Source organism: Variovorax sp. Varisp53, assembly GCF_059491555.1.
The window spans coordinates 1,899,356-1,915,538 of record NZ_CP168512.1 but is presented as its reverse complement, the minus strand read 5'-3'; the positions used below and the strand labels follow the sequence as shown (position 1 = coordinate 1,915,538).

12 protein-coding genes are annotated in these 16,183 nt (G+C 68.2%); 11 read left to right on the top strand and 1 reads right to left on the bottom strand.

Annotated features, from left to right (window positions below; translation table 11 throughout):
* The first annotated feature begins 41 nt into the window (after positions 1 to 41).
* The gene (locus ACEOAB_RS08825; protein ID WP_413748335.1) at positions 42 to 1,307 is read left to right on the top strand and encodes an MFS transporter; all 1,266 of its coding nucleotides are present in this window, start codon (positions 42 to 44) and stop codon (positions 1,305 to 1,307) included.
* Between the two features lie 23 nt (positions 1,308 to 1,330).
* Here ACEOAB_RS08825 and ACEOAB_RS08820 read toward each other — a convergent pair whose 3' ends face one another.
* Positions 1,331 to 3,043 carry a bifunctional protein-serine/threonine kinase/phosphatase gene (locus ACEOAB_RS08820; protein WP_495653614.1) on the bottom strand — a complete coding sequence of 571 codons (1,713 nt, stop codon included), beginning with the start codon at positions 3,041 to 3,043 and terminating at the stop codon, positions 1,331 to 1,333.
* Positions 3,044 to 3,106: 63 nt separating this feature from the next.
* On the opposite strand from ACEOAB_RS08820, the gene nirB reads away from it, so the two are divergent.
* The 10 genes from nirB (at position 3,107) to ACEOAB_RS08770 (ending at position 16,142) form a co-directional block, all read left to right on the top strand.
* Positions 3,107 to 5,539, top strand: a complete 2,433-nt coding sequence (nirB, locus tag ACEOAB_RS08815) for a nitrite reductase large subunit NirB (RefSeq protein WP_413750692.1) — start codon at positions 3,107 to 3,109, stop codon at positions 5,537 to 5,539.
* Complete coding sequence (locus tag ACEOAB_RS08810) at positions 5,536 to 6,330, top strand: type IV pili methyl-accepting chemotaxis transducer N-terminal domain-containing protein (RefSeq protein WP_413750693.1); 795 nt, start codon at positions 5,536 to 5,538, stop codon at positions 6,328 to 6,330. The genes nirB and ACEOAB_RS08810 overlap by 4 nt, the downstream gene beginning before the upstream one ends.
* Before the next feature lie 18 nt (positions 6,331 to 6,348).
* Positions 6,349 to 6,744: a nitrite reductase small subunit NirD gene (gene nirD / locus ACEOAB_RS08805; RefSeq protein WP_056596349.1), complete on the top strand. Its 396-nt coding sequence runs from the start codon at positions 6,349 to 6,351 to the stop codon at positions 6,742 to 6,744.
* A 75-nt stretch (positions 6,745 to 6,819) separates the two neighbouring features.
* Positions 6,820 to 9,615, top strand: a complete 2,796-nt coding sequence (locus ACEOAB_RS08800) for a nitrate reductase (protein ID WP_495653613.1) — start codon at positions 6,820 to 6,822, stop codon at positions 9,613 to 9,615.
* A 176-nt stretch (positions 9,616 to 9,791) separates the two neighbouring features.
* Positions 9,792 to 10,697, top strand: a complete 906-nt coding sequence (gene ybiB / locus ACEOAB_RS08795) for a DNA-binding protein YbiB (protein WP_413751226.1) — start codon at positions 9,792 to 9,794, stop codon at positions 10,695 to 10,697.
* Positions 10,694 to 11,497: a uroporphyrinogen-III C-methyltransferase gene (gene cobA, locus ACEOAB_RS08790; RefSeq protein WP_413751227.1), complete on the top strand. Its 804-nt coding sequence runs from the start codon at positions 10,694 to 10,696 to the stop codon at positions 11,495 to 11,497. Before ybiB ends, cobA begins: the two co-directional genes overlap by 4 nt.
* A 77-nt stretch (positions 11,498 to 11,574) precedes the next feature.
* Entirely contained in the window at positions 11,575 to 12,690 is a 1,116-nt protein-coding gene (locus tag ACEOAB_RS08785) for an ABC transporter ATP-binding protein (protein ID WP_495653612.1), read from the top strand.
* A 70-nt stretch (positions 12,691 to 12,760) separates the two neighbouring features.
* Positions 12,761 to 14,029 carry an ABC transporter substrate-binding protein gene (locus ACEOAB_RS08780; protein ID WP_056596363.1) on the top strand — a complete coding sequence of 423 codons (1,269 nt, stop codon included), beginning with the start codon at positions 12,761 to 12,763 and terminating at the stop codon, positions 14,027 to 14,029.
* 4 nt (positions 14,030 to 14,033) lie between these two features.
* Positions 14,034 to 14,951, top strand: a complete 918-nt coding sequence (locus ACEOAB_RS08775) for an ABC transporter permease (RefSeq protein WP_413750394.1) — start codon at positions 14,034 to 14,036, stop codon at positions 14,949 to 14,951.
* 300 nt (positions 14,952 to 15,251) lie between these two features.
* Positions 15,252 to 16,142, top strand: coding sequence for an ABC transporter permease (locus ACEOAB_RS08770; protein WP_056596368.1), 891 nt, complete (start codon positions 15,252 to 15,254; stop codon positions 16,140 to 16,142).
* The last annotated feature ends 41 nt before the right edge of the window (positions 16,143 to 16,183 follow it).

The following is a 16,183-nucleotide window of genomic DNA, read 5'->3' as shown; positions in this document are numbered from 1 at the left end:
CCTCCAGGGTCGGGCCGCGGCTTTTTGCACCTTTGAACGCCATGTCCAGTTTCAAGAACTTCTTGCAGTCAGGCCACAGTCCGACACTGTTCGCGGCCTTCCTGTACTTCTCGTTCTCCTGCTGCATCTGGGTGCTCAACGGCGCCATGGCGCCCTTCATCGGCGAAACCTTCAACCTCTCGCCGGCGCAGAAGGGCCTGATGCTGTCGGTGCCGATCATCGCGGGCGCGCTGATGCGCTTTCCGCTCGGCATCCTCTCGCAGTACATCGGCCGCAAGAAGGCCACGCTGGTCGAGATGGGCCTGATCGCGGTGGCGATGCTGTTCGGCTTCTTCTTCGTCAAGAGCTTCAACAACCTGCTCGCCATGGGCGTGTTGCTGGGCATCGCGGGCGCGAGCTTCGGCGTGGCGCTGTCGCTGGGCTCGGGCTGGTTTCCGCCGCAGCACAAGGGCCTGGCCATGGGCCTGGTGGGCGCGGGCAACGTGGGCACGGCGGTGTCGGTGCTGGTGGCGCCGCCGCTCGCGCTGTGGCTGGGCTGGCAGGCGGTGTACGGCGTGGCCGCGGTCGCCATCCTGGTTCCCATGGTCGTGATGGTGGTGTTCGCCAAGGAACCGCCGGACGTGAACGCCCATTCGAGCTTCCGCGAGCACATCGCCTGCCTGTTCGAGAAGGACGGCTGGGTGTTCAGCCTGATCTACGGCGTGACCTTCGGCGGCTTCATCGGCCTGACGACCTTCCTGCCCTCCTACTACTACGACCAGTTCGGCGTGAGCAAGGTGCAGGCCGGGCAGCTGACCATGCTCGCGGCCTTCATGGGCGCGGCGGTGCGCATCGTGGGCGGCTGGCTCTCCGACCGCTGGGGCGGCGTGAACACGCTGACGGTGGTGCTGCTGGTGGTGGCCGTGAGCCTCGTGCTGGTGGGCGTTTCCTCCGGCTCGCTGACTGTCACCACGCTGGTGCTGATCGCGTGCTTCGCCGCGCTGGGCGCGGGCAACGGCGCGCTGTTCCAGCTGGTGCCGCTGCGCTGGCCCGCGAGCACGGCAGTGGCCGGCTCGATGATCGGCGAGATCGGCGCGCTGGGCGGTGGCCTCGTGCCCAACGCCATGGGCCTGTCGAAGCAGTACCTGGGCAGCTACCTGTGGGGCTTCGTGTTCTTCGCAATGCTGTCGCTGGCGATGCTGGGCGTGATGCGTGTGATGCAGATCCGCTGGACCCGCACCTGGGCCGAGAAGGGTGGGCGCGCGCGCGTCACGACGTCCCACGCCCCAGCCTCTTCCTCCCACGCTCGCAAAGCGGCACGCTCATGACACTTTCCGCTCGTCGTCTTCGCTCAGCGTGGCAGGAACAAGAGCCACACGATGAGCAGCACGTTGAACAGCACCGACACACCAAGCGCCAGCTGGTAGAGCGCAAGCGGGTCGCGGCGGATCAGCGGCGTGGCGGCGGGCGCGTTCACCGGGCGGGAAGCACCGCGCTCCAATGCGAGCAGCAGCTCCTCGGCGGTTTCGAAGCGCTCGCGCGGGTCGCGGGCGACGGCCTTGCGCACCAGGTGGTCGAGCCAGATCGGCACGTCGGGCCGCAGGCGCGAGAGCGCGACCGGGTCTCGCCGGTAGCGCGCCACCTGGTAGGGCTCGATCTCACCGTAGGGCAGGTGCCCGGTGAGCCACTGGTACAGCGTGACGCCGAGCGCGAACAGGTCGCTGCCCGCATCGGCGACGCCACCCTCCTCCCATTGCTCGGGGTTGATGTAGCTCGGCGTGCCGGCATGCAGTTCGCGCTGCGCCGCGCCTTCGCGGCCGGACAGCGCCACGCCCAGGTCGATGATGCGCCAGCGGCCGTCCTCGCCCAGGTGCAGGTTGCCCGGCTTGATGTCGCGGTGCACCACGCCTTGGCGGTGCAGCCGGCCGAGCGCACGGCTCAGTGCGATGGCGGCGGCAACGACCTCGCCCACCGCGCCCCGCGCGTTCGCCTTGCGCAGCTGCTCCAGCGTACGGCCGCCGTGCCAGTCGAACACGATGTACAGCGCGCTCGCATCCGCGGCGCGCTCGTGCACGCGCACGAAGCCATTGCCGCCGACGCGCAAACCGAGCCACGCCTCGTGCGCCAGCATCGCGCGCTCCTGCGGGTCGCCGGCGCGCGAGGGGTGCAGCGTCTTCAGCGCGACCAGCTCGCGCGTGGCCGGATGCCGCGCCTGGTAGAGCAGGTGCACGCCGGTGTCGGCCACCAGCGCGGTGATGGCATAGCCGTCGAGCACGTCGCCCACCTTCAACGCGGGCGGCGGTGCGAGCCGGCGGCCGTCGCCCAGTTCGTCGTCGAGCTGCCGCGCGTCGAGCCCGACCACGCGGATGACCAGCGCAGTCGCGTTGTCGCGCGTGCCGGCCTCCAGCGCCGCATGCACCAGCGCCTCGCTGGCCGCTTCGGCATCGCCTTGCAAGGCGAGCGCGGCCACCTGCTGCGGCTTGAGCACGCCATGCACGCCGTCGGAGCTCAGCACGAAGCAGTCGCCCACGCGCACGTCGCCCTGCACGTAGTCGACGCGCACCTGGTCGTCCAGGCCGATAGCGCGCGTCAGGCGGCTGCGCATGTCGGGATGGTCGAAGGCATGGTCCTGCGTGAGCGGCACGGCCGGCTCGCCGCCCGCGCGCACGCGCCAGGCGCGCGTGTCGCCCACGTGCGCCAGCGTGTAGCCCTGGCCATGCAGCACCAGTGCGGTGAGCGTGGTGAGTGCCGTGCCGCCGCCCTCCTTGCCCTGGCGCCGGCGGTTGTGGTCAGCCAGCCAGCCGTTCTGCGCGCCGATCAGGCGGTCGAGCGCGGCGGTCGGCTCCCAGGTGTCGGGCGTGGCGAAGTAGTCGGCCAGCAGGCCCATCACCTTGGTCTGCGCGGCCTCGCGGCCGTGCCCTCCGCTGGACACGCCGTCGGCAATGGCCGCGATGAGGCCGCGCGCCTCGTCACCCCGCGGTGCATGCACCGCGCCGGCGAAGTCCTCGTTCAGCTCGCGCGGTCCGCGCTGGCTGCTGTAGCCGATGTCCACTTCAAAGCTCATGGCGCGATTCTCCACGCGCGCCGCGGGCACTCGCTTGCTTGATTCGACGAAAGGTAGGGCCCCATGAAGAAAATGAAACTCGTGATGGTCGGCAACGGCATGGCCGGCGTGCGCACGCTCGAAGAGCTGCTGAAGATCGCGCCCGACCTGTACGACATCACCGTCTTCGGCGCTGAGCCGCATCCCAACTACAACCGCATCCTGCTGTCGCCCGTGCTGGCCGGCGAGCAGACGGTCGACGAGATCGTGCTCAACAGCTGGGAGTGGTACTCCGAGAACAACATCACCCTGCACGCCGGCAAGAAGGTGGTGGAGGTCGACCGCGTCAAGCGCATCGTGCGCGCCGAGGACGGCACCGAAGCCGCCTACGACCGCCTGCTGATGTGCACCGGCTCCAACCCCTTCATGCTGCCCGTGCCCGGCAAGGACCTGAAGGGCGTGATCGCCTACCGCGACATCGCCGACACCGACTACATGATCGAGACCGCGCGCACGCACAAGAACGCGGTGGTCATCGGCGGCGGCCTGCTGGGCCTGGAAGCCGCCAACGGCCTGATGCTGCGCGGCATGAACGTGACGGTGGTGCACGTCATGCCCTGGCTGATGGAGCGCCAGCTCGATGACGTGGCGGGCAAGCTGCTGCAGAAGTCGCTGGAAGACCGCGGCCTGAAATTCATGATGGGTGCTCAGACGCAGGACATGGTCGGCAATGAAGAGGGCCGCGTCAAAGCCATCCGCTTCAAGGACGGCACCGAGGTCGCGGCCGACCTGGTGGTGATGGCGGTCGGCATCCGCCCCAACGTGGAGCTGGCCGAGAAGATGCGTCTGCACTGCAACCGCGGCATCGTCGTCACCGACACCATGCAGACCGTGACCGATGCGCGCATCTATTCGGTCGGCGAATGCGCGGCGCACCGCGGCATCGCCTACGGCCTGGTCGCGCCGCTGTTCGAGCAGGCCAAGGTGGCGGCGAACCACCTGGCGCAGTTCGGCATCGGCCGCTACCTCGGGTCGCTCACCTCCACCAAGCTCAAGGTGACTGGCATCGACCTGTTCAGCGCCGGCGAGTTCATGGGCGGCGAAGGCACGGAAGAGATCGTCATGAGCGACCCCTTCGGCGGCGTCTACAAGAAGCTGGTGCTCAAGGACGACAAGCTGGTCGGCGCCTGCCTGTACGGCGACACGGTGGACGGCAGCTGGTACTTCAAGCTGCTGCGCGACGGCCGCAACGTGCACGACATCCGCGACAAGCTGATGTTCGGCGAATCGAACATCGGCGACACCGGCCACGAGGGCCACAGCAAGGCCGCGAGCATGCCCGACGACGCCGAGGTGTGCGGCTGCAACGGCGTGAGCAAGGGCACCATCTGCAAGGCCATCAAGGACAAGGGCCTGTTCACGCTCGACGAGGTGAAGAAGCACACCAAGGCCAGCGCCAGCTGCGGCTCGTGCACCGGGCTGGTCGAGCAGATCCTGATGTTCACCGCCGGTGGCGACTACTCCGCCACGCCGAAGAAGAAGGCCGTGTGCGGCTGCACCGACGTGAGCCACCAGGACGTGCGCGACGCGATCCGCAAGCAGCACTACCTCACGCACGACGAGGTGTACCGCAACCTCGGCTGGCGCACGCCCAACGGCTGCGCCACCTGCCGCCCGGCCGTCAACTACTACCTGATCAGCACCTGGCCGAAAGAAGCGAAGGACGATCCGCAGAGCCGCTTCATCAACGAACGCAGCCACGCCAACATCCAGAAAGACGGCACCTACTCGGTCATTCCGCGCATGTGGGGCGGCCACACCACGCCCGACGAACTGCGGCGCATCGCCGACGCGGCCGACAAGTACAAGATCCCGACCGTCAAGGTCACCGGCGGCCAACGCATCGACCTGCTGGGCGTGAAGAAGGAAGACCTGGAGAACGTCTGGAAGGACATCGGCATGCCCAGCGGCTTTGCCTACGCCAAGTCGCTGCGCACGGTGAAGACCTGCGTCGGCAGCGAGTGGTGCCGCTTCGGCACGCAGGACAGCACGCAGATGGGCAAGGACCTGGAGCGCGCGCTGTGGGCCATGTACTCGCCGCACAAGGTCAAGCTGGCCGTGTCGGGCTGCCCGCGCAATTGCGCGGAGGCCGGCATCAAGGACGTGGGCGTGATCGGCGTCGATTCGGGCTGGGAAATCTACGTGGGCGGCAACGGCGGCATCAAGACCGAGGTGGCCGAATTCCTCGTCAAGGTGAAGACCAGCGAAGAGGTGATGGAGTACGCGGGCGCGTTCCTGCAGCTGTACCGCGAAGAGGGCTGGTACCTGGAACGCACGGTGCACTACATCGGCCGCGTGGGCCTGGACTACGTGAAGAAGCGAATCCTCGAAGACGCGGAGGCCCGCAAGATGCTGTGGGAGCGCCTGCAGTTCGCGCTCGACGGCGAGCCCGATCCGTGGTTCGAATCGGCGCAGGCCTCGGTGGACGTGCGGCAGTTCACGCCGCTGACCGCATGAAGCGCCGGGCTTTCCTCGCATCCGCGGCCGCCACCGCCGGCATGGGCGTGGGGCTGGGCGCGAATGCCCAGGTCGCCGACCTGAACGATGCGATCAACAAGGCGGGCCGCCAGCGCATGCTGTCGCAGCGCGCGAGCAAGGCATATCTGGCACTGGTGCAGAACGTCGAGTCGCGCAACGCGCAGCAGGTGCTCGACAAGTCGATCGCGCTGTTCGAGCGCCAGCTCGGCGAGCTCAAGGCCTTCGCGCCCAGCCCGGCCATTCGCGGCACCTACGAGTCGCTCGACAACGCCTGGAACGAGTTCAAGCGCGAACTCACGAGCATGACGCCCGGCAAGGAGGAAGCCGCCAGGGTCGTGAAGCTCGACGCCGCCGTGCTCGCGCTGGCCAACCAGGGCACCGCGCAATACGAGGCCGCGTCCGGCAAGCCGGTGGGCAAGCTCGTGAACATCGCGGGCCGCCAGCGCATGCTGTCGCAGCGCATGGCCAAGTTCTACCTGGCCACGGCAATGCAGATCGACCCGGCCGGCAGCGCGGCCGAGATCGGCAAGTCGCGCACCGAATTCCTGGCCGCGCTCGAAGTGCTGCGCAACGCGCCCGAAGCCACCGCGCAGATCAGGCAGGAGCTGGTGCTGGCCGATGCGCAGTGGATGTTCTTCAACAGGGGCCTGCAGCGCCTCGAAGGCGCCGGTGCGTCGCCCGCCTCGATGTCCGACGTGTTCATCAGCAGCGAGAACCTGCTGGCGATCATGGACCGCGTCACCGGCCTGTATTCAGAAATCAAGACGTAGACGAAAAGAGAGCCCACCATGAGCGATTGGAAAGTCATCTGCCGCATCGACGACATCCCCGTGCTCGGCGCCCGCCGCGTGGCGCGGCCTGCCGGCGTGGACGTCGCCGTGTTCCGCAATGCCGAGGACCAGGTGTTCGCGCTGCTCGACCGCTGCCCGCACAAGGGCGGCCCGCTCAGCCAGGGCATCGTGTTCGGCACCAGCGTGGCCTGCCCGCTGCACAACTGGGCCATCGGGCTGGACGACGGCTGCGCCAAGTCGCCCGACGAAGGCTGCACGCCGAAGTTCGCCGTGAAGGTGGAAGACGGCGTGGTGCATCTCGACGCGGGCGAACTGGCCACGCACGCCATAGACTTGCCACGCCCCGTTGCCGGCCCCAAGGTGTTGTCCCCTCTCCCTCTGGGAGAGGGCTAGGGTGAGGGCAGCAGCGTGACCTTCGTGAGCGCCGTCAACTCTCGCCCCCGCGCTCTTGCGGAGGTAGAGGGAGCCATGCGGGAAACCCGCTCCACCTGCCCCTACTGCGGCGTCGGCTGTGGCGTCATCATCGAATCGAGTGGCGATGAAATCACCGGCGTGCGCGGTGACCCCGACCACCCGGCGAACTTCGGCCGCCTGTGCACCAAGGGCTCGACGCTGCACCTCACGGCCAGCGCCACGGTCACGCGGCAGACGCGGCTGCTGCAGCCCATGCAGCGCCTCGTGCGCGGCGAGGCGCCCGCGGTCGTGACGTGGAATACCGCGCTCGACAACGCTGCCGGCAAGTTCGCGCAGGTGATCCGCGACCACGGCCCCGACGCGGTCGGCTTCTATGTGTCGGGCCAGCTGCTCACCGAGGACTACTACGTCTTCAACAAGCTCGCCAAGGGCCTGGTCGGCACCAACAACGTCGACACCAATTCGCGCCTGTGCATGAGCAGCGCGGTCGCCGGCTACAAGCAGACGCTGGGCGCCGATGCGCCGCCGGCCTGCTACGACGACCTGAAGCACGCCGACTGCCTGTTCATCGTGGGCAGCAACACGGCGTGGGCACACCCCATTCTTTTCCGCCGCATCGAGGACGCGAAGGCCGCGAACCCCGCGCTCAAGATCATCGTGGCCGACCCGCGCCGCACCGACACGGTCGAGATCGCCGACCTGTTCCTGCCGATCCAGCCCGGCACCGACGTGATGCTGTTCAACGGCATGCTGCACCTGATGCTGTGGGAAGGCTGGATCGATGCGAAGTACATCGCCGCCCACACCAACGGCTTCGACGTGCTGAAGGCCACGGTGCGCGAATGCACGCCCGACAAGGTGGCGCAGGTCTGCGGCATCTCGAAGGACGACCTGCTCGCGGCCGCACGGCTGTTCGCCACATCGCCTGCCACGCTGAGCCTGTACTGCCAGGGCCTGAACCAGTCGTCCAGCGGCACGGCGAAGAACGCAGCGCTCATCAACCTGCACCTGGCGACCGCGCAGATCGGCCGGCCCGGCGCAGGCCCGTTCTCGCTGACCGGCCAACCCAACGCGATGGGTGGGCGCGAAGTCGGTGGTCTCGCCAACCTGCTGAGCGCGCACCGCGACCTGGCGAACCCCGATCACCGCGCCGAAGTGGCCGCGCTGTGGGGCGTGCCCTCGGTGCCCGAGAAGCCGGGCAAGACGGCGGTCGAGATGTTCCAGGCCGCGGCCGACGGCGAGATTCGCGCACTGTGGATCGCCTGCACCAACCCCGCGCAGTCGATGCCCGACCAGGCCACGGTGCGCCGCGCGCTGGAGCGCGCCGAGTTCGTCGTGGTGCAGGAAGCCTTCGCCACCACCGCCACCTGCGCCTTCGCCGACCTGCTGCTGCCCGCCACCACCTGGGGCGAAAAGGAAGGCACCGTGACCAACAGCGAGCGCCGCATCTCGCGCGTGCGCCCGGCCGTTGCCGCACCCGGCGAGGCGCGCAACGACTGGTCGATCGCGGTGGCCTTCGCGCACCGGCTCGAGCGGCAGCTGGGCCGCGCATCCACGCTGTTCCCGTACGAGACGGCCGAATCGGTCTGGAATGAGCACCGCGAATCGACGCGCGGGCGTGACCTCGACATCACCGGCCTGAGCTACGCGATGCTGGAAACCGCCGGCCCGCAGCAATGGCCGCTGAAGGAAGGCGAAAGCACCGGCCGCGTTCGCCTCTACGAAGACGGCGTGTTCCCCACGCCCGACGGCCGCGCCCGTTTTGTCGACACGGTCTACAAGCCGGTGGCCGAGGCCCGCGAGGCCCGCTACCCCTTCTCGCTGAACACCGGCCGCCTGCGCGACCAGTGGCACGGCATGAGCCGCACCGGCACGGCCGGCCGGCTGTTCGGGCACGTGTCGGAGCCTGTGGTGCAGATGAACGCACAGGACATGGCGCGCCGCCAGATCGGCGAAGGCGACCTCGTGCACCTGACCTCGAAGCGGGGCTCGATCATGCTGCCCGCGCGCGCCAGCGCCGAGATCGGCCTGAGCCAGGCCTTCGTCGCCATGCACTGGGGCGAGGAATACCTGAGCGGCTGCTCGTCGACCGGTGTGCGGCTGGCGGGCATCAACGCGCTCACCACGCCGGCCTATTGCCCGACCTCGAAGCAGCCCGAGCTGAAGCACACGCCGGTGAAGATCCTCAAGGCCGAACTGCCTTGGTCGCTGCTGGCCATGGCCTGGCTGCCCGCCGACGCGGCGCTGACCGCGCACCGCGCGCTGCAGCCGCTGATGGCGCTGTTTCCTTTTGCGACCTGTGTGCCGTTCGCGGGCAACACCCAGGGCCAGGAGCGCAGCGGCATCCTGTTCCGCGCCGCCGCGCACGACGCGCCCGACGAGGCGCTGGTCGAGAAGATCGAAGCCCTGCTCGGCCTGCAGACCGCCGACACCCTGCGCTACGCCGACCGCCGCCGCGGCCAGCGACGCTCCGCGCGGCTGGTGCGCCGCGCCGACGGCAGCGCCGGCCTGGAAGCCTTCCTGCTGGGCGGCGACACCAGCGCCGAAGCCTGGATCGCCACGCTGCTGCGGGAAGAGCTGCCGGCGCAGAGCTACGGCCGGCTGCTGCTGTCGCCAGGTTCGAAGGCGCCGGTGGCGGTGCAGTCGCGCGGCAAGCTGGTGTGCACCTGCTTCAACGTGGCCGACGTGGCGATCCAGACCGAGCTGGGCCGCTGCAGCGGCACGGCCGACGAGCGGCTGGCCAAGCTGCAGGGCGCGCTGAAGTGCGGCACGAACTGCGGATCGTGCATTCCGGAACTCAAGCGGATGGTGCGGGCGACGCCGGTCGAGGCCGAGGCGCTCACCCCATGACTCCCCGTCTTGCTCCCTCCCCCGCTGGGGGAGGGCTGGGGTGGGGGCAAGCGGCGCTCCTACGGAACGCTCTGCCCGCCCCCATCCCAACCTTCCCCCAAAGGGGGAAGGAGCCAATCCAAGGCATAAGCCACCTCGCATTCCGGCATAAGCCTTGCAGGACAATCCACCCACCCATGGGAATCAGCCAATACATCAAGGAAATCGGCCGCGGCGCGCGAGGCGCCAAGCCGCTCACGCGCGAACAGGCCACCGACCTGTTCGGCCAGGTGCTGGACGGCACCGTCACCGACCTCGAGATCGGCGGCTTCTGCCTGGCCATGCGCATCAAGGGCGAAACGCCCGAGGAGATGGCCGGCTTCCTCGATGCAACCCATGCGCGGCTGAACCGCATCCCGGCCGGCGACCGCTCGCTGGTCGTGCTGCCGAGCTACAACGGCGCGCGCAAGCTGCCGGTGCTCACGCCGCTGCTGGCGCTGCTGCTGGCCCGCGAAGGCCTGCCGGTGCTGGTGCATGGCAGCGCAAGCGAAACCTCGCGCGTGCTCGCGTCGAACGTGCTCACGGCACTCGACCTGCCGCCGATGACCGAAATCCGCCCCATCGCCAACGGCGAAGCGGCCTTTGCGCCGACCGAGCTGCTGAACCCCGCGCTCAAGCGCCTGCTCGACGTGCGCCGCGTGGTCGGCCTGCGCAACCCCGGCCACAGCGTGGTCAAGCTGATGCAGCCCACCGCCGGCCCCTGCGTGGTGATCGCGAGCTACACGCACCCCGAATACGCGCGCACCATGGGCGAGACCTTCGAGCTCACGGGCATGACCGCCCTGCTCTCGCGCGGCCTCGAAGGCGAAGTGGTGTCCGATCCGCGCCGCACCGCGCAGATCGACGGCTTCGTGCGCGGCGTGCGCACCGAGCTGCAGGCGCAGCAGGCCGGCACCGCCACAGACGTGCCGGGCCTGCCGAAGGAAATCGACGTCGCGACCACCGCCGACTACACGCGCCGCGTATTGAATGGCGAGCTTCCCGTGCCCGAGGCCATCGCAACGCAAGTCAGGCACATCACGCAACTGGCATCCCACGCATGAACAACGCATCCACTCTCATCACCGGCCACTGCACCCTGGTGGGCGCCGGCCCCGGCGACCCGGAACTGCTGACCGTCAAGGCCGTGAAGGCAATCCAGGCCGCGACGGTGCTGCTGGTCGACGACCTCGTGAGCGACCAGATCGTGCAGGCCTACGCCCGCCCCGGCGCGCGCATCGTGCACGTGGGCAAGCGCGGCGGCTGCAAGAGCACGCCGCAGGCCTTCATCGAGCGGCTGATGATCACCGCAGTGCGCGAAGGCGAAACCGTGGTCCGGCTCAAAGGCGGCGACCCGTTCATCTTCGGCCGCGGCGGCGAAGAGGTGGAGCACCTGCGCGAAGCCGGCATCGAATGCGCCGTGGTCAACGGCATCACCGCGGGCCTTGCGGCCGTGACCTCGCTGGGCGTGCCGCTCACGCACCGCGACCATGCGCAGGGCGTGGTGTTCGTCACCGGCCATGCCAAGACCGGCGCGGGCGCGGGCGAAGACCCGACCGACTGGCGCGCGCTGGCCGCGACGGCCTACAACGCACGCCTGACGCTGGTGATCTACATGGGCGTGTCGGGTGCCGCGCACATCGAACGCGAGCTGCTGCAAGGCCTGCCGGGCGACACGCCGGTGGCGGTCATCCAGCATGCGAGCCTGCCGCACCAGCGCCACATCGCGACCACGCTCGACAAGCTGCAAAGCGGCATCGCCGAAGCCGGGCTGGCGAGCCCCGCGGTGATCGTCGTGGGCGACGTGCTGCGCGGGCTTGCGGCGGCGGCGCTGCCGGCGAGCGCGGGCAAATTCGGTACCTGAGCAGCACCTGACCAGGACGACGGCGGCGCGGATGCCGCAGGCCGCGGCGTGGCATGGTTCCTGCTGGGCTCCCGGCAATGAATGCCGTTGCCACGCCCGTCCCCGCCGCAGTCGAAATCGTCGCGCTCACCAAGCGCTACGCCCCCGGTACGCCGGCTGCCGTGGACCAGATCGACCTGCGCATCGCCAGCGGCAGCTACTGCTGCCTGCTGGGCCCTTCGGGTTGCGGCAAGAGCACCACGCTGCGCATGGTTGCCGGCCACGAGTCGGTCACCAGCGGCGACATCCTGCTGGACAACCGCAACATCACGAACCTGCCCGCCGCCGCGCGCGGCACGGCGATGATGTTCCAGAGCTTCGCGCTGTTCCCCCACCTGTCGGCCACCGACAACGTGGCCTTCAGCCTCAAGATGAAAGGCGTCGGCAAGGCTGAGCGCCACCGGCGCGCCAACGACCTGCTCGCGCGCGTCGCCATGGGCCACCTGGCCGCGCGCAAGCCCGGTGAACTTTCGGGCGGCCAGCAGCAGCGCGTGGCGCTGGCGCGGGCGCTCATCACCGAACCGCGCGTGCTGCTGCTCGACGAGCCGCTCTCGGCGCTCGACCCCTTCCTGCGTATCCAGATGCGCGCCGAGCTGCGGCGCTGGCAGAAGGAACTGGGCCTGACCTTCGTGCACGTCACGCACTCGCAGGAGGAAGCGATGGCGCTGGCCGACACCATGGTGGTCATGAACCACGGCGTGATCGAGCAGGTCGGCTCGCCGCACGCGGTCTACAACCATCCGGCGAGCGAATTCGTGGCGCGCTTCATGGGCGGCCACAACGTGTTCGATACGCCGGCCGGCCCGATCGCCGTGCGCAACGACCACATGCGGATCGCCGCGGCAACGGATGCCGCCACGGCGGCCGGCTTGCCCGCCACCGTCACCGACGTCGAGTACCAGGGCACCTACGTGCTGCTCGGCCTGGCGCTCGACGCCGTCGCGCCGGGGCGCCAGAACGTTTCGGTGCTGCTGGGCGAGGCCGCCTTTCTCTCGCGCCCCTATGCGCAAGGCGAGGCGGTTCGCCTTTCGTGGGCCGAGGCCGACGCGCGCGTGCTCGGCCCCGGCGCCAGGCCGCCGGGCGAGCGGGTGCCGGCGCCCGCCAACGCAAACACCCTGCGTGACGACACAGCCGCACTCGCCCTGACCCTGTGAGCGCTCCCGCGACCCGCTTTCTCTTTTTCCCGCGTTCGTCCCCTTCCACTTTTTTTCTGGAGACCTAGCCATGACCGACCCCATCGACTCGTCCACCGGCGTCAAGCGTCGCACCCTGCTGCAAGGCACGGCCGGCATCCTGGCTGCGGGCGTCGCGCCCTTCGTGCATGCGCAGGAGAAGGTCGTGCTGCGCTACCTCGGCACCGCCGTGAACCAGGACAAGGCCATTGCCGAGAAGTTCAAGGCCGACACCGGCATCGAGATCCAGTACGTGGCCGTGACCACCGACGACGTGACCAAGCGCGCAGTCACCGCGCCGAACAGCTTCGACCTGATCGACACCGAGTTCTTCTCGCTCAAGAAGATCGTGCCGACCGGCAACCTCAAGGGCATCGACACCAAGCGCGTGAAGAACGCCGACAAGATCACCTCGCTCTTCACCAAGGGCGAAGTGGCGGGCAAGAAGGTCGGCAGCCAGGGTACGGCGCCGGTCAAGGTGATTTACCTCGAAGGCGAGAAGAGCAAGGCCTTCGCCAAGTCGGCCACGCAGTTCATGTCGCTGATCCCGACCACCTACAACGCCGACACGCTGGGCATTCGCCCCGACCTGATCAAGCGCCCAATCGGCTCCTGGGCCGAGCTGCTGAACCCGGAGTTCAAGGGCAAGGCGGCGATCCTGAACATTCCGTCGATCGGCATCATGGACGCCGCGATGGTGGTGGAAGCCAAGGGCATCCACAAGTACGCCGACAAGGGCAACATGACCAAGGCCGAGATCGACCTGACGATCAAGACCCTGATCGAAGCCAAGAAGGCCGGCCAGTTCCGCGCGCTGTGGAAGGACTTCAACGAGTCGGTGAACCTGATGGCCTCCGGCGAAGTGGTGATCCAGTCGATGTGGTCGCCCGCCGTGACGGCCGTGCGCAGCAAGGGCATCGACTGCACCTTCCAGCCGCTCAAGGAAGGCTACCGCGCCTGGGCATCGGGCTTCGGCCTGCCGGCCACGCTCTCGGGCAAGAAGCTCGATGGCGCCTATGAGTTCATCAACTGGTTCCTCGACGGCTGGGCCGGTGCGTACCTCAACCGCCAAGGCTACTACAGCGCCGTGCTCGACACCGCCAAGGCCAAGATGGAAGCCTACGAATGGGCCTACTGGATGGAAGGCAAGCCTGCAGCCCAGGACATCAAGAGCCCCCAGGGCGACGTGATCGCCAAGGCCGGCGCAGTGCGCGACGGTGGCAGCTACGAGCAGCGCATGGGCGGCATCGCGTGCTGGAACGCGGTGATGGACGAGAACGAATACATGGTCCGCAAGTGGAACGAGTTCGTTGCGGCCTGAGCCTGTGAGCGCTCCCGCCACCCGCGCGTCCGTCGCCGCTGCCCCCGTCCACGCCGTCAAGGCGTGGTGGCAGGCGGCGCCGTTCGCGCTGGTGTTCCTGCTGTTCTTCCTGATTCCGCTGGCGCTGGTCGCGATGGTCAGCCTGTGGAATTTCAACGAGTACGAGCTGATCCCGGCCGTCACGCTGCGCAACTACCTGAGCCTGTTCGAGGGTTGCGCGAGTCTCACCGACAACGGCGATCTCTGCGTCACGCTGAACACCTACTTGAGCACCTTCAAGTTCTGCGTGCTGGTGTGGGGCATCACGCTGCTCGTCGGCTTTTCGGTGGCCTACTTCCTGGCGTTCCACGTGCGCTCGTCGACGATGCAAACGGTGCTGTTCGTGCTGTGCACCGTGCCCTTCTGGACTTCCAACGTGATCCGCATGGTCTCGTGGGTGCCGCTGCTGGGGCGCAACGGGCTGGTCAACCAGGCGCTGATGGGTACGGGCCTCGTGAACCAGCCGGTGGAGTGGCTGCTGTTCTCCGATTTCTCCGTGGTGCTGGCCTTCGTGCACCTGTACACGATGTTCATGATCGTGCCGATCTTCAACAGCATGATGCGCATCGATCGCTCGCTGCTCGAAGCGGCCAGCGACGCGGGCGCCTCGGGCTGGCAGACGCTGTGGAACGTGGTGGTGCCGCTGTCGCGCACCGGCATCCTGATCGGATCGATCTTCGTCATCACCATCGTCATGGGCGACTTCGTCACCATCGGCGTGATGGGCGGCCAGCAGATCGCGTCGATCGGCAAGATCATCCAGGTGCAGACCTCGTACCTGCAGTTTCCGCTGGCTGCGGCCAACGCGATGATCCTGCTGGCGGTGGTGCTGATGATCATCTGGGGGCTCACCCGGCTGGTCGATATTCGCAAGGAGCTCTGAAGTGAGCCGGAGCTCTGACGTTCGAATCGTGCGGCAACGTTCGGGGTGCGATCACGCCGACGGGGTACCTTGCTCCGCGAATGTCCCCCGCCCTTCGGGCTCCTCCTTTATTTCGCTGCGCAAGGCACCCCATCGGCGCGATCGTTCAGAGCACCGGTTGATCGGCTCGCATAAGCGCCGCGCCCATCGTGCACAGGGCACCGGGTGCTCCCCGCAGCGAAATAAAGGAGGAGCCGAAGGCGGGGGACATTCGCGGAGGGGAGTACCCGGTGGCCCGTGCACCCGCCCTGAAGGACCCTTATGACCCAACACATCAGAGAACAACGCCCTCCCGGCTTCTGGCCCCTGGCGACAGTCTTCGCTCTATTCGTGCTGTTCCTCTACGGCCCGATGATCACCATCTTCGTGCTGAGCTTCCAGGGCCCCGAGGGCGGCCTGACCTTTCCGCTGCGCGGCCTCTCGCTGCACTGGTTCTACAAGCTGGCCGAAGGCCTGGGCACCGTCGACATCGGCGCGGCCTTCCGGCGCTCGCTGGCGCTGGGTGCGGTGGTGATGGCTTTCACCGTCGTGCTGTCGGTGCTCGCCGGGCTCGCGTTCCGCAAGAAGCTCGCGGGCAGCAACGCCCTGTTCTTCGTCACGGTCGCCAGCCTCATCATGCCGTCGATCATCATTTCGCTGGGCATCGGCCTGCAGTTCCGGCTGCTCGACACGGGCATCAAGAGCCTGCTCACGGCCGTGGACGCAACCACGCTGCTTGAGGGCTACGGCACCGCGCTCGGCCTGTTCAGCTCCGCCCTCGGCGCGCACCTGACGTGGACGCTGCCGTTCGGGCTGCTCATCATGTTCGCGGTGTTCAACCGCTTCAACCCGGCCTACGAGGAAGCCGCGCGCGACCTCGGCGCAACGCCGTGGCAGACCTTCCGCTTCGTGGTGCTGCCGCTGATCGGCCCATCGATCGTGGGCATCGGCATGTTCGGCTTCACGCTGTCGTGGGACGAGATTGCCCGCACCTCGCAGGCCATCGGCGACGTCAACACGCTGCCGCTCGAACTGCAGGGGCTGACCTCGACCGTCACCACGCCCTCGATCTATGCGCTGGGCACGGTGACCACCGTGGTGTCGTTGCTGGTCATGGCGGTGGCGCTGGGCGCGGCTGCGCTGCTGCGCCGGCGCTCTGTGCGGAAGGCGTGAGCGTTTTCCTACAGCCGCCTAAAATCGCGCCCCAACAAAAG

Excerpts from the sequence above, each read along its gene's own strand:
- ACEOAB_RS08825 (WP_413748335.1), top strand. The coding sequence starts at position 42 with ATGTCCAGTTTCAAGAACTTCTTGCAGTCAGGCCACAGTCCGACACTG.
- ACEOAB_RS08820 (WP_495653614.1), bottom strand. The coding sequence starts at position 3,043 with ATGAGCTTTGAAGTGGACATCGGCTACAGCAGCCAGCGCGGACCGCGC.
- nirB (WP_413750692.1), top strand. The coding sequence starts at position 3,107 with ATGAAGAAAATGAAACTCGTGATGGTCGGCAACGGCATGGCCGGCGTG.
- ACEOAB_RS08810 (WP_413750693.1), top strand. The coding sequence starts at position 5,536 with ATGAAGCGCCGGGCTTTCCTCGCATCCGCGGCCGCCACCGCCGGCATG.
- nirD (WP_056596349.1), top strand. The coding sequence starts at position 6,349 with ATGAGCGATTGGAAAGTCATCTGCCGCATCGACGACATCCCCGTGCTC.
- ACEOAB_RS08800 (WP_495653613.1), top strand. The coding sequence starts at position 6,820 with ATGCGGGAAACCCGCTCCACCTGCCCCTACTGCGGCGTCGGCTGTGGC.
- ybiB (WP_413751226.1), top strand. The coding sequence starts at position 9,792 with ATGGGAATCAGCCAATACATCAAGGAAATCGGCCGCGGCGCGCGAGGC.
- cobA (WP_413751227.1), top strand. The coding sequence starts at position 10,694 with ATGAACAACGCATCCACTCTCATCACCGGCCACTGCACCCTGGTGGGC.
- ACEOAB_RS08785 (WP_495653612.1), top strand. The coding sequence starts at position 11,575 with ATGAATGCCGTTGCCACGCCCGTCCCCGCCGCAGTCGAAATCGTCGCG.
- ACEOAB_RS08780 (WP_056596363.1), top strand. The coding sequence starts at position 12,761 with ATGACCGACCCCATCGACTCGTCCACCGGCGTCAAGCGTCGCACCCTG.
- ACEOAB_RS08770 (WP_056596368.1), top strand. The coding sequence starts at position 15,252 with ATGACCCAACACATCAGAGAACAACGCCCTCCCGGCTTCTGGCCCCTG.